The 12,362-nt window shown below is 70.5% G+C and carries 14 protein-coding genes and 1 riboswitch; of the genes, 10 read left to right on the plus strand and 4 right to left on the minus strand.

Annotation, left to right across the window (positions count from 1 at the left end):
• Window positions 1-59 precede the first annotated feature (59 nt).
• A complete protein-coding gene (locus ACM26Y_RS04610; RefSeq protein ID WP_416062771.1) occupies window positions 60-1,265 on the plus strand; it encodes a cytochrome P450 in 1,206 nt (401 codons plus the stop codon).
• Between the two features lie 221 nt (window positions 1,266-1,486).
• On the opposite strand, the gene ACM26Y_RS04615 is transcribed toward ACM26Y_RS04610, so the two are convergent.
• Complete coding sequence (locus ACM26Y_RS04615) at window positions 1,487-2,062, minus strand: hypothetical protein (RefSeq protein ID WP_416062772.1); 576 nt, start codon at window positions 2,060-2,062, stop codon at window positions 1,487-1,489.
• Between the two features lie 466 nt (window positions 2,063-2,528).
• Here ACM26Y_RS04615 and ACM26Y_RS04620 point away from each other — a divergent pair, with 466 nt between their 5' ends.
• The 3 genes from ACM26Y_RS04620 to ACM26Y_RS04630 all read left to right on the plus strand — a co-directional run bounded on the left by ACM26Y_RS04620 (window position 2,529) and on the right by ACM26Y_RS04630 (window position 4,383).
• Window positions 2,529-2,756, plus strand: coding sequence for a hypothetical protein (locus ACM26Y_RS04620; protein ID WP_152975314.1), 228 nt, complete (start codon window positions 2,529-2,531; stop codon window positions 2,754-2,756).
• A gap of 190 nt (window positions 2,757-2,946) precedes the next feature.
• On the plus strand, window positions 2,947-3,924 hold the full coding sequence (locus ACM26Y_RS04625; protein ID WP_003936718.1) for an LLM class F420-dependent oxidoreductase: 978 nt from the start codon (window positions 2,947-2,949) through the stop codon (window positions 3,922-3,924).
• 123 nt (window positions 3,925-4,047) lie between these two features.
• On the plus strand, window positions 4,048-4,383 hold the full coding sequence (locus tag ACM26Y_RS04630) for a hypothetical protein (protein WP_003936717.1): 336 nt from the start codon (window positions 4,048-4,050) through the stop codon (window positions 4,381-4,383).
• Between the two features lie 18 nt (window positions 4,384-4,401).
• Here ACM26Y_RS04630 and ACM26Y_RS04635 read toward each other — a convergent pair whose 3' ends face one another.
• On the minus strand, window positions 4,402-4,650 hold the full coding sequence (locus tag ACM26Y_RS04635; protein ID WP_289380684.1) for a hypothetical protein: 249 nt from the start codon (window positions 4,648-4,650) through the stop codon (window positions 4,402-4,404).
• 434 nt (window positions 4,651-5,084) lie between these two features.
• Window positions 5,085-5,204, plus strand: a riboswitch (cobalamin riboswitch).
• A 118-nt stretch (window positions 5,205-5,322) separates the two neighbouring features.
• Here ACM26Y_RS04635 and ACM26Y_RS04640 point away from each other — a divergent pair.
• The 4 genes from ACM26Y_RS04640 to ACM26Y_RS04655 are packed head-to-tail and all read left to right on the plus strand — an operon-like array spanning window position 5,323 to window position 8,993.
• Window positions 5,323-6,351, plus strand: a complete 1,029-nt coding sequence (locus tag ACM26Y_RS04640; RefSeq protein ID WP_416062773.1) for an ABC transporter substrate-binding protein — start codon at window positions 5,323-5,325, stop codon at window positions 6,349-6,351.
• The gene (locus ACM26Y_RS04645) at window positions 6,348-7,457 is read left to right on the plus strand and encodes a FecCD family ABC transporter permease (RefSeq protein WP_416062774.1); all 1,110 of its coding nucleotides are present in this window, start codon (window positions 6,348-6,350) and stop codon (window positions 7,455-7,457) included. Before ACM26Y_RS04640 ends, ACM26Y_RS04645 begins: the two co-directional genes overlap by 4 nt.
• Window positions 7,454-8,236 carry an ABC transporter ATP-binding protein gene (locus ACM26Y_RS04650; RefSeq protein WP_416062775.1) on the plus strand — a complete coding sequence of 261 codons (783 nt, stop codon included), beginning with the start codon at window positions 7,454-7,456 and terminating at the stop codon, window positions 8,234-8,236. Before ACM26Y_RS04645 ends, ACM26Y_RS04650 begins: the two co-directional genes overlap by 4 nt.
• Complete coding sequence (locus tag ACM26Y_RS04655; protein WP_416062776.1) at window positions 8,163-8,993, plus strand: hypothetical protein; 831 nt, start codon at window positions 8,163-8,165, stop codon at window positions 8,991-8,993. Before ACM26Y_RS04650 ends, ACM26Y_RS04655 begins: the two co-directional genes overlap by 74 nt.
• Before the next feature lie 6 nt (window positions 8,994-8,999).
• On the opposite strand, the gene ACM26Y_RS04660 is transcribed toward ACM26Y_RS04655, so the two are convergent.
• Complete coding sequence (locus ACM26Y_RS04660; protein ID WP_054371071.1) at window positions 9,000-9,404, minus strand: DUF1304 domain-containing protein; 405 nt, start codon at window positions 9,402-9,404, stop codon at window positions 9,000-9,002.
• Window positions 9,401-9,862 (minus strand): hypothetical protein, encoded by a 462-nt coding sequence (locus tag ACM26Y_RS04665; RefSeq protein ID WP_003936710.1) that lies wholly within the window; start codon window positions 9,860-9,862, stop codon window positions 9,401-9,403. Before ACM26Y_RS04665 ends, ACM26Y_RS04660 begins: the two co-directional genes overlap by 4 nt.
• 88 nt (window positions 9,863-9,950) lie before the next feature.
• Between ACM26Y_RS04665 and ACM26Y_RS04670 the strand changes: the two genes are divergently transcribed.
• Together ACM26Y_RS04670 and ACM26Y_RS04675 are read left to right on the plus strand one after the other, a co-directional pair.
• Complete coding sequence (locus ACM26Y_RS04670) at window positions 9,951-11,018, plus strand: helix-turn-helix transcriptional regulator (RefSeq protein ID WP_416062777.1); 1,068 nt, start codon at window positions 9,951-9,953, stop codon at window positions 11,016-11,018.
• Window positions 11,019-11,052: 34 nt separating this feature from the next.
• A complete protein-coding gene (locus ACM26Y_RS04675; RefSeq protein ID WP_416062778.1) occupies window positions 11,053-12,318 on the plus strand; it encodes a serine hydrolase domain-containing protein in 1,266 nt (421 codons plus the stop codon).
• Window positions 12,319-12,362: the final 44 nt, after the last annotated feature.

The raw sequence follows: 12,362 nt of genomic DNA on the forward strand, positions 1-12,362 counted from the left end.
AGGCGCGCAGTAGGGTCACTGCGGTAACGGGGAGCGCTGTGACATGAAGTGAGGGGCCCATGTCGGTGTCCGAGATGATGTCGCCGGGAACTCGTGCCTTCTGGGACCGGAGTTTCGCCGGGCGGTTGTCGTTGTTCGAGGCGCTGCGTGCCCGGCCGGCGATCGAGTTCCACGCCGAAGTCACGGGTCCGGGTTTCTGGTCGGTGGTCGGCTACGACGACGTGGTCGCGGTGAGCCGTACCCCGGAGCTGTTCTCCTCGGCACAAGGTTTCACCATCGACGACGTCCCAGCCGAGATCCGCGAGTTCGCGATGTCGATGATCGCGATGGACGATCCCCGCCACCGGAGCCTGCGCTCGATCGTGCAATCGGCGTTCACCGCGGCCTCGGTCCGCTCGATCACCGACCGTATCCGCGGGCATGCCCGCCGGATCGCCGCCGATCTGCCGCGGGGGGAGGTGTTCGACTTCGTCGACCGAGTCGCCGGCCGGTTGCCGGTGCAGGTGATCTGCGAATTGCTCGGCATCCCCGACCCGGATCGGCCGCGGATCGTCGACCTGGCGGGCGAGGTGATCCTCGGGGGCGGGGAGGACTTCGCGACCGCGCCCGGGGGTGCACTGGGACTGGCCCAGATCTACGGATACGCCCTGGATCTGGGGGAGAGGCGCAGGACCGAGCCGGGTAAGGACCTGACCTCGACGTTGATGACCACCGTCGTCGACGGACGGTCCCTGACCCCGTCCGAGTTCGGCTCGTTCGTCATCTTGCTGCTCACCGCCGGTTTCGACACCACCCGGCAAGCGCTGGCATGGGCGCTGCACCTGCTCAGCACGCACCCCGACCAGCTGCGGCTGCTACGCACCGAATTCGCCACCCGCATCGACGGCGCGATCGACGAGGTGATCCGGTACGCCTCCCCGGTGCCGTACATGCGCCGCACCGCCACCGTCGACACCGAACTCGGCGGCGCCCGCATCCGGGCGGGGGAGAAGGTGGTGATGTGGTACCTGTCCGCCAACCACGATGCCACCGTGTTCACGGACCCGGACCGGTTCGACATCACCCGCCCGAACGCCGGCAGACATCTCGGGTTCGGCGCCAAGGACATCCACCACTGCCTCGGTGCCCATCTCGCCCGCACCGAGTTGCGGGTGATGCTCGAGGAACTGCTCTCCGCCCACCCAGGGATCCGCGCGGTCGGCGAGCCCGAACTGCTGTTGTCGGCGTTCGTCAGCGGCCTCGGCTCCCTGCCGGCACGCGTGTGAGACCGGCCCGGATCCGGTCCGCCGCGCCAGGTGCCCTCCCGCCTGCACCCAGGTTCCGGCGTCAGGCGGCCCGCGCTCGCCGCTGTCGGCGCGTCGTTGCGGTTCCGAGGTGGGGCGGCCGGCCTTGCGCCCGGCAGTACCTGACGGCACCACAGTTCGGATGTCACCTGTTCCCATCAGTCCCGACCACCTTCGGCGTGGTTTCGGCCGGCGGTGGCTGGTTACGCATCGTCCAGCGCGTGGGCGTGATCCGCCGCAAAACGTGCCCGGCCCCTGGACGGCTGTGGTCGTTTCTCGTCCTCGCTCTTGTTCGTGTGGTGCGGCGTTTCCTCGTCCTCGTCTTTTCCGTGCTCCGGTTCCTCGCCGACAGTGGAGTCCGCAGTGTGCTGCGGGTGAGTATGCCCGCGACGGCCGATCCTCTTCACCCCCGCGGCCAGGTGCCCGCCGCCGGCGACGACGTTCGCGCCGCGCGACCGGAGGCGGTCGCGGAGCGAACCGACGTGCTCGCCGGTGGCCTCGACCGTGGCGGCCGCCGTGTCGAGTAGCTCGTCCCGAACCGAGTCGCCGAGTTTCGTGATCTCCGGTGACGAGGCGAGGAACTCGGCTCCTTCTGCGAGCAGATCCTGAGGCCCACTGGGGGACCGCCCGCCCGCTCGGGCGATCTTCACGGCCAACTTCAACTGGCGCGTGCGTCCCAGCAGGTATCCGGCGCCGACCGCAGCGGCAACCTCGACTCTGGTTTTGGTTTTCGCGATTTTCATGATCGAACCCACTTGCTGTGTGTCGTCGCCGCGCACTGCCTCGGACGTCGGAGCATGTGGGCGTAGGACGCGTCGGTGCGCGCGGGCATATACCCCTGATTACCCCGCGTCCCAGGTCAGCAATCACGAACTCCATCGGAAGCCCCGCAACGCCTCAGTAGAGAAGGAACCGTGCAGGACACCGCTGTTCGATCCGATCCCGGATCGGGACAGCGGCCGTGAAGCCGGAGTGAGACCGCGTCGGGCGACGAGGCGCGGGAGCTGTACCGGACGACGCTCACCGAGCTCGGCGTCGCTGGGGAGGTGTGCAGGGGGCTCGAACGAGGTGGCATCGAGCGGAGCGGGGGTCCGGCACCGAGACGTCGGGACGTGGCGACATGTCGCCGGGATGCAGGGTTTTCCCCGTCGCCGCCGCCGAGTTCGTCGGCAATTCTGATACACAGCCGATCCATCTCCGTGCCGTCGGCGCACACCGGTCGCGGCACGAGGCGCAAGGAGAAACATGATGAGCAGGAATACGTTTCGTGCGGCAGTAGCAGCGACCGCCATGGCCCCCATGATCGCCCTCGGTACCGGAGCCGCGACCGCGGCACCGGCCGTGCCCACCGCACCCGCCCCCGTCGCCGAGTTCGTGCAGCCGGCGGTGCTGGGTCCGCTCGGTGTCGTCTGTGTTCCGTTGATCTTCGTTCCGGTCGTCGGAGTGCCCCTGTTCGTGGTCTGCCTCGTCTGACCCCGGAGCGACGTCCCGTTGCGGCGACCCGGCCGGGCCGCCGCAACGGGACGGGCGTGCCTACCGAGATGCGCAGCCGGTATCCCGGTAGCTCCTCCCCGACTGTCGTGTACCGAGACGGCCGCTGGGTATCCGGTGGATCGCCGGCCTCGGCGCGGCGCCCGACACCGACCACGGGAGGAAACGAACAGTGACCGACTTCGGCTACACCATGCTCTGCGAGCAGTCCCGGCCCGACCACCTCGTCCGCGACGTGCAGATGGCGGAGCAGGCCGGCTTCGATTTCTCGGTGATCAGCGACCACTACAACCCGTGGCTGGAGGAACAGGGACATTCCGGATACGCGTGGTCCGTCCTCGGCGCCGCGGCGCAGGCCACCGAGCGGATCCCGCTGATGACCTACGTGACCTGCCCGATCCTGCGCTACCACCCGGCGGTGGTGGCGCAGAAGGCAGCGACGATGCAGATCCTGTCCGGGGGCCGCTTCCGCCTCGGACTGGGTGCGGGGGAGAACCTCAACGAGCACGTCGTCGGCAAGGGCTGGCCCGCCGTCGGCACCCGGCACGAGATGCTGGCCGAGGCCGTGGAGATCATCTCGGCACTGTTCGACGGGGGGAACGTGAACTTCCGCGGCGACTACTTCGACGTCGAGTCCGCTCACCTGTACGACCTGCCCGAGGACAGGGTGCCGATCGGGATCGCCGTCTCCGGTCCGCGGTCGTGCTCCCTCGCCGGGGAGAAGGCCGACCTCATGGTCGCCACCGAACCCGAGCCGGACCTGACCCGGATGTTCGACGAAGCGGGGGGAGCGGGCAAACCACGAGTCGGGCAGATCGCCGTCTCCTACGACACCGACCGGGACGCGGCTGTGCAGCGGGCACACGAGCAGTTCCGATGGTTCGGCCTCGGCTGGAAGGTCAACCCGGATCTGCCCGCACCGTCCTCGTTCGCGGCCGCGACCCAGTTCGTGACGCCCGAACAGGTCGGGGCGCAACTGCCGTGCGGCGACGACATCGACGAGTACGTCGACAAGGTCCGGCCGTTCGTCGAGGCGGGGTTCACCGAGGTCGCCCTCGTCCAGATCGGCGGTGACCGGCAGGAACCGTTCATCCGGTGGGCCGAACGGGAACTGCTGCCGGCGCTGCGGAGTCTGCTGCCGGGCTCGTGAAACGCGGGCGGCTCCCACCGCGATGGTCTCGGTAGAAGTCAGTTTTCGCTGACGCCGCAGACCTCGGATCCGTGTGGTCCCGAGACCGCAACCGACGGTCGTCCGGCGTCGAAGGGTGCCGAGATGAACGTCGAAACGCGCGTAGCCGGACTGCGTCAGTGGCGCACCGATCGTCTCGAGGACCTCGTGGCCGAGCTCGAACGCACAACCGATCCGGCCCTGCCGTGTTCGGCCCGCGACGTCGCGCGTACCGAGCTGGCGTCGCGCCGGGAGGGTGGAACGGTGGACTGGGTGTGCCGGGTCAGGACCCAGCCCAGGTCCGGCAGTCGTTCGGCGCTGCTGACCCTGGCGTTGCCCATCAGGCTGTCGGAGCCGGAGGTGCGTCACGCGGCCCTCGCCCGTGCCCGCGAACTGTTCGGGTCCGACGTCGTCGTCGACAGCGTGCAGTTCGGCAACTGAGGAAGTTCCCCGGAACGCTCAGGGACCGAGCCGCACCGCCGAGATCAGACCGGAGACGGTGGCGGCGGTACCGACCGCGACGAAGCCGGTGACCATGGTGGCGACGGCCCCCGCGGAGACCACGGTGCCGAGCACGCTACCCAGCCGCGGACGCAGGCCGGGCATCGTGCGGGCCGGGGCCGGGTCGTCGAGGCGTATCGGGTGGGGCGCCGTCGCGGGCGGCAGAGCGAAGAGAGGATCGGTTCGGTGGGCGAAGTTCTCGGACATCAGTGTCTCCCCGTCCGTCGTTGACACTTTGTGCGTCCAGTGTCGCGGCGGTGGGTCTCCGGCAGATGGCCGCATTTTGAACTCTGGGTTTCGTGGAGCAGGCCTGCACGCGCCCGGACGCCGGCCACCGCCCCCTGCGCGGTGACCGGCCGCCGGTCCGCATCCCCACTCGACGTTCCGGCGCGATCCCCTCCGAGGAGGGGCCGGGAGCGACGGCTCCGGCTGCACGAGAGTGCGGCCTGTCCGACAGCCTCCCTCGTGTGCAACGCATCGGAGCCTGCCGCGGTGCCGGAGTGAGGGCCCGCGAACGGGGTGAAACCGGGGGTGAATTTCGAGCACCCGGCTCGGACGAGAGGACGGCGCCTCGGACGCCGTCCCGGGGACCCGGGCATTCGGGACCGGCCCTGCGATCCGTGCCGATCCTCGACATGCATAATGACCGCAGCGTTGCTGACGCCCATGCAGGGAAAGTCCGGTCCGAGTCCGGCGCTGACCCGCAACGGTAGACCGTCCACCCGACGGTGAGCCCGATCGCCTGCATGGACGTGCGCGACTCCGGTATTTCGTCGTGGTCTACGAGATGGAGTCCAGCAGGGTAGTCGGTGACCTCTGTCCGGGGCCGCTGCCGTGCCGGAGTCTGCCTCGTGCCACCTGAGCAGAGCACGAGGTCCCATGCCCGTCGACTTCCGCCGTCCCGCCCGCGATGCCGCGGCGGCTCTCGCCGTCCTCACCGTCGCCACCGCGGCCCTGACAGGCTGTTCGCGTGGTGCCGACACCGACACCGGCGCCGGCCCGTCCGCCGCGGCCTTCGACGAACCGGTCTCGATCACCAATTGCGGTCGCACCGCCACCTACGACGCGCCTCCGCAGCGGATCGTGTCGATGAACGACCACGTCACCGAAACCCTGATCCAGATGGGTGTGGGGGACCGCATCGTCGGCATGGGGTACGGCGAGAAGGACGACCCGCTCCCCGAGACGGCCGAGCAGTTCCGGGCGATCCCGTCGCTGGCCGCCGAGTACCCGACGTACGAGCAGATCCGCGACCTCGAACCGGACCTGGTCGTCGGCGGGATGCGCAGCGCATTCGACGACAAGACCGGCCGGGGTCGGGACACGCTCGAGCAGGCGGGTATCCACACGTTCCTGTTCTCCGAGTACTGCGGTGCCGGGTTCTCCGATATCGCCTTGCTGGAGAACGACTTCGCCCAGCTCGGCGCTCTGCTCGGTGCCGAGGAGCAGGCCGCGGAACTGACCGAGTCGATCACCGCCGAACTCGACGCGGTACGTGCCCGGCTGGAGCAGGCCGGCGTCGCACCCGTGCGCACCTTCTTCTACGACTCCGGCGAAGCCGAGCCGCTCTCGGTCGGTGGCGTGGGCATCGGCAACCTCATCGCCGACTACGCCGGCGCCGACAACATCACCGCCGAAGGCCCGAAGCCGTACTTCACCACCGGCTGGGAGATCGTCGGTGAGCGTGCGCCCGAGGCGATCGTCGTACTCGACTACGGCGCGACCAGCGCTCAGGACAAGATCGCCTATCTGAAGAACCAGCCGATCGTGGCCACCACGCCCGCCGTGCGTAACGACCGTTTCGTCGTCGTGCCGCTCGACGACTTCTTCGAGAGTTCGCGCATGGTCGACTCGGTCGCGACGATCGCCCGCGGACTGCACCCGGCCGCGTTCCCGGACGCGCAATGACCTCCGCCGGCACCCTGACCGGCCCCTCGTCGCCGCACGCGCCGGCCCCGGCGGTCCGGGAGAGTGCCGGGGGCGCGCCACATCGTTCACTGTGGCTGATCCTGCCGCCGCTGCTCGCCGCGCTCGTGCTGGCGCTGGCGGGCGCCGTGTCGCTGGGCACGGTGAACATCCCCTTCGGCGACGTGTGGGCGATCGTCGTGCACCGCCTCGCACCGGGAACCTTCACGCCGTGGTGGACCGCGGCGCGGGAAGCGATCGTCGTCGACTCCCGCCTGCCCCGAGCGTTGACGGCCGCCGTCGTCGGTGCCGCGCTCGCGATCGCCGGCGTGGTGGCGCAGGCGGTGACCCGCAATCCGCTCGCAGATCCCTATCTGCTGGGCGTGTCCTCCGGTGCCGGGTTCGGGGTGGTGCTGGTGACGGTCCTGGGTGTCGGTGGCGGCGCACTCGGTGTTTTCACCCTGCCGTTCGCGGCCTTCCTGGGAGCCCTGGTCCCGCTGGCCGGTGCGGTCGCGGTCAGTGTGCGCGCCCACGCCGTCACCGCGATCGTCCTCGTCGGCGTGGCGATGTCGATGGTGTTCTCCGCGGCGACCACCTTCACCCTGCTGGTCCTCGGCGACGACCATCAGCTTGGCACCGTGATGCGTTGGCTGGCAGGAGGATTCGGGGATGCGACCTGGTCGATGCTGACCGTGCCCGCACTGGTCCTGCTCGTCGTCGGCGGCGGCGTCCTGCTGTGCGGCCGCCAGCTGAACCTGCTGCTCGTCGGCGACGACGGGGCGACCGCGCTGGGACTGGACGTGCGGCGGTTCCGCATCCTGATCCTGCTCGCGGTCTCGCTGCTCACCGCCGCGGCAGTGGCGGTCTCGGGGACCGTCGGCTTCATCGGACTGCTGATCCCGCACGTCGCCGGTCACCTCGTCGGCCGCAACAGCGTCCGGTCGATCCCCGTGGCGGCGGTGGCCGGAGCACTCGCGCTGGTCCTGGCCGACGTCGTCGCCCGCTCGGTCAGCAGCTCGACCGAACTACCGGTGGGGGTCGTCACCGGCCTGCTCGGGGCACCCGCCTTCCTCGTCATGCTGTGGCGCAGTTACGGGCGGGCCCTGTGATCCGCCTGCGCGCCACCGGGGTCCGTGCCCGGCTGGGCGAACGCATCGTTCTCGACGGGGTGGACCTCGACGTGGCGGCGGGCCGGGTACTCGCCCTCGTCGGACCCAACGGCAGCGGCAAGACGACCCTGCTGCGTGCCTGTTACCGCGCGGTGCCGGTCGGGGCCGGCGCGATCACCGTCGACGACCGGGACGTCACCGACATCAAGCGCCGCTCCCTCGCCCGTCTCGTCGGGGTCGGCGTCCAGGAACCGGTCGCGCTCGGCGGGACGACCGTCCGCGAATCGGTGCGGCTGGGACGCACCGCCCGACGCGGCTGGCTCGAGCCGTTCGGCGACGACGACCGGGCGGTCGTCGAGGACGTGCTCGGCCGGCTCGGGCTGCTGCACCTCGCCGACCGCGACGTGCTCGCCCTGTCCGGGGGAGAGCGCCAACGTGTCTCCATCGCCCGGGCCCTGGCCCAGCAACCCCGGGTGCTGCTGCTCGACGAGCCGACCAATCACCTGGACCTGCGTCACCAGCTGGCCGTGCTGGAGCTACTGCGCAGCCTCGCCTCGGACGGGCTCGCCGTCCTGGTGACGCTGCACGACCTGCGGCTGGCGACCGAATACTGCGACCGCATGGCGGTGCTGGACCACGGGTCGGTGGTCGCCGAAGGAACTCCGGAGGACGTGCTGCGACCCGCACTGCTCGCGGAGGTCTTCGGTGTCCGCGCCCAGGTGGGTGTGGACCGCGACGGCCGGCGCACCCTCGACGTCCGGGGGCCGGCCGATGCCTGACAGCCACCCCGACGCCGTGGCGCGTGCCTATGCCGCGGCCCGGTCCCTGCTCGGCGACTTCGCGCATACTGTCGACCTCGGGTCCGTCGTCGTCCGGGGCGCGGTCACGACCGATCCGCACTGGCTGGCCGAACGGGTCCGCGACACCGGGCGCAGATGGAACTGCCCCGACCCGCGGGTCGCCGGCACGCTCTGGTGGTACTCGGCCAGTTCGACACTCGTGGCCGGACCCGTCGCGATGCTCCTCGCCACCGGCAGCGCCCCCGACCCCGACCCGGCCCGGTGGCGCTGCACGCTGCGGCCGGACGGCTACCTCGGCGCGGTACGGTCCTCGCACCTGCTGACCGGGGCCGACGCCTTCGCGCGTGCTCTCGGGCCGGCGCTGTCGGCGATCGTCTCGCCGCTGGCGGGGGTGTCGGGTGTCTCGGAGCGGGCGCTGTGGGCCGTCGCGTCCGACTCGATCGCCAATCGCGCTCTCGACGCCGGGCGTGCCGCCCACCGCGCCGAGGACGGATGCGCCCTTGCCGCCGTGCTGTCCGTACCGCCGCTGATGCCACCGCGTTTCGTCGACGTGGGGCCGACCGGGACCGTGACGGCGGCGCCAGGCTCGCCGGAATCGGGACGGCGTTTCGTGCGACGCAGCTCCTGCTGCCTGATCTATTGCGCGACCGACAGCGACAAGTGCACGAGCTGTCCGCGCCGGGCACCGGCCGACCGCGACGCGGCGTTGCGGCGGTACGTCGCCGCACGGACGTGAGGCGGATCAGGTCGTCGCGAGCGCGATCAGCGCGATCAGCGCCGGCGCGCACTGCGCCGCGGCACCCACGAGCCCGGCACCGCGGGGCCGGCTCATGGCCAGACGGTCCGAGACGAACAGGGCGATCCCGGCGAGGAACATGAACGAACACGTGTAGAGCACGAGTGCGCGTCCGACCGTGTCCTCGCCGGCCCGCCACAGGGCCACCCCCATCAGCGCGCCGGCGCCGAGAAACAGGTTGTAGAAGCCGACGTTGAACGCCCACATCCGCACCGCCGCGACGTCGCCGGAGGGAATGCGGAACACGTCCTCGTGGACCGACGGCCGCCGGAACAGCAGCGTCTCCCACACGAACGCGAGCAGGTGCACGGCCGCGGCCGCCGACGCGGCGATCTGGGCGAGGGTGATCATGGTGCACCCCCCTCCGCCGCGAGCGCGACCCCGTACCTCTCGGTGACCGCTCGGAGAGCGCGGGCGGACTCGTCCGGCGCCTGCGCGGGGTCGAGGCCGTCGAGTGCGCCGAAGAAGCCGCTCATCGACGTCCCGGCCGCGATCAGCAGGAAGGTCGCGGTGTCGGTCAGGACGGTGAAGGAGTTCATCGTTCCCGGCGCGACCGTGATCGTGTCCCCGCCCGCGAGTTCGTGGACGTCCGTTCCGGAACGGACCAGGATCCGGCCCCCCAGAACGTGATACGACTTGGCCCACGGTTCGGCGTGCATGGGCACCGGCACGGTGCGCGGCGCCTCGACGAGGAAGAGTTCGTACGCCCCGCCGGCGTGTGCGCCGGTGGACAGGGCCGTGACGGTGGCGTCGGGCAGGGTGAGACGACGGCCCTCGCCCATCCTGCAGAGTTCGGTGTTGTCGGTCATGTCTGTCACGTTAGGAAGCGCCCGGACGGTGGCCCATCCCCGGAAACGGGGATGGGTGGTAGCCCCGCCGTCAGCGCATACTGGGGTCATGCTCGAGATCCGGGCGGAGAAGGTGGGCCGGGAGGTCGTGGCGCTCGCCGCTGCCGGCGCCGACGTGACCCAGGTGCACGAGCGTGCCATCGAACTCGTCGGCCGGACGGTGCGCAGCGACCTGACGTGCTGGGCGATGATCGATCCCCGGTCCCTGACGCTCGGCTCCATGACCAGCGGCCCCGACCGGATTCCGCCGGAGTACGAACCGCTGCTCGCCGAGAGCGAGTACCGCGGGCACGACCCCGGCACCTTCGCCGAACTGTTCCGCACCGGCCGCACGGCGACCCGGGGATCGGATCTGCCCCCGGACGAGGTTGCCCACTGTCTTCGCCACGCCGAGGTGTGGCGTCCGCTCGGAGTGGACCACGAACTGCGCGTGATCTTCCGGATCGGGGAATTGTGCTGGGGCGCAGCCGGGTTCGTTCGGTCCGCCGTGGACTTCACCGATGCGGAGGTCGAGTTCCTCACGCAGGTGGCGCCGGCGGTAGCGGTTGCGACCCGCGCCGCCGTGTGCGCCACCGCCCCCTCGAACCGGGGCGAACCGGGTCCGGCGGTGGTCCTGACCGGGGCCGGAGGTGAGCCGCTCGCGCTCACGGCGGCCGCCCGCGACTGGGAGGAGCGATTCGACGAGATCGCACCGGGACGGCTGGCCGTCATGGTGCGCGCCGCCGCGTTCGGCGCGCGTTCGAGTAGGTCGGGTGTGTTCCGAACGCGGATCCGCGACACCACCGGCGGGTGGATCCTGCTGCGTGCCACCGCGCTGCTCGGCGGTGACGAACCGCAGACCGTGGTCACGATCGAGCCTGCAACCGGCGGCGAACTCGCCGAATTGCTGCTCGCCGCCTATGCCCTCACCGCCCGGGAACGGGACGTGTGCCTCGAGGTGATGGCCGGGTACTCGACCGCCGAGATCGCGGGCCGTCGCGGCATCACCCCGAACACCGTCCACGATCACCTCAAGGCGATCTACACGAAGACCGGCGTGCGCAGTCGGGCCGAACTCAGCGCCCTCCTGCGGTCCGAACGGGACCTGCGCCGAGCCGCGCTTGCCGGGCCGGAGTGAGCACACCGGTCGAGCGCATCTGCCAAGATCAGGTATGCCCCTGACCCGGCGGATCCTGCCCGTGCTGTGCGCACTCGGCCTCCTGACAGCCTGCACGGCCACCGACGACGCGGCACCCGGCCCGTCCGGATCGGCGGACAACGTGGCCGCGTCGGGGACCGCCTCGCCGGCCGATCCCGCGCAGGCCGAGGCCGTGGACCGGATCGTGCGCGACACCATGGCGGAGTCGCACCTGAAGGCGGCGATCGTGCGCGTCACCGTCGACGGCAGGGAGATCCTCACCCGCGCCTACGGCGAATCCACCACGGGCGTGCCGGCGACGACCGACATGCACTTCCGCAACGGCGCGGTGGCCATCTCCTACGTCGCCACGCTGCTGCTGCAACTCGTGGACGAGGGGAAGGTCCGTCTCGACGACACAGTCTCGACGTGGCTGCCCGACATCCCGCATTCGGACCGGGTCACCCTCGGTCAGCTTGCCCAGATGACCTCCGGCTACGCCGACTACGTGCAGAATCCCGAACTGTCGGACGCGATCTACCGGGACCCGTTCCGGAACTGGACACCCGAGGAACTCCTTGCCTTCGGCACGTCCCAGCCCCTCTTCTACGAGCCCGGCACCAACTGGAACTACGCGCACACCAACTACGTGATCCTCGGCCTGGCCCTCGAACGGATCACCGGCCGGCCGGTGGCGGAACTGCTGCAGGAGAAGGTGCTCGACCCGCTCGGACTGGACGGCACGACGCCGTCGCAGACGCCTGCGATCCCGGAACCGGTGCTGCATGCGTTCAGCTCGGAACGCCGGCAGGCGCTCGGGATCCCTGCCACGACCCCGTTCTACGAGGAATCCACGTTCTGGAATCCCTCCTGGACGATCACTGACGGGGCCGTCCAGACCACCGACATCCACGACCTGCACGACACCGCGGTCGCCGTCGGCACCGGCACGCTGCTCTCACCGGAGTCGTACCGGGCGATGGTGTCGACCGACCTGCGCGGCCGGACCACCGCGCTTCCCGGTTGCCCCACGTGCTTCCCGCAGTCCGAGGGCTACACCTACGGACTCGGGGTGGTGATCACCGGCAACTGGCTGATGCAGAACCCGCTGTTCGGTGGGTACGCCGCGGTCGAGGCATATCTGCCGTCGCAGAAGATCGCCGTCGCCGTCGCCGTCACCTACGAGCCGGCGGCCTTCGACGACGCCGGTGCGTACTCGAACGAGGCCGACACGATCTTCCGGCGGATCGGTGCGCAGCTCGCCCCGGGCGATGCGCCCCCGCCGCGGCCCATCCGGTGACATGCCCGCCCACGCTCACCCGGTGACATGCCCGCCCACGCTCA

Origin of the sequence: Rhodococcus indonesiensis (assembly GCF_047782815.1) — a bacterium.
Taxonomy (GTDB): domain Bacteria; phylum Actinomycetota; class Actinomycetes; order Mycobacteriales; family Mycobacteriaceae; genus Rhodococcus; species Rhodococcus indonesiensis.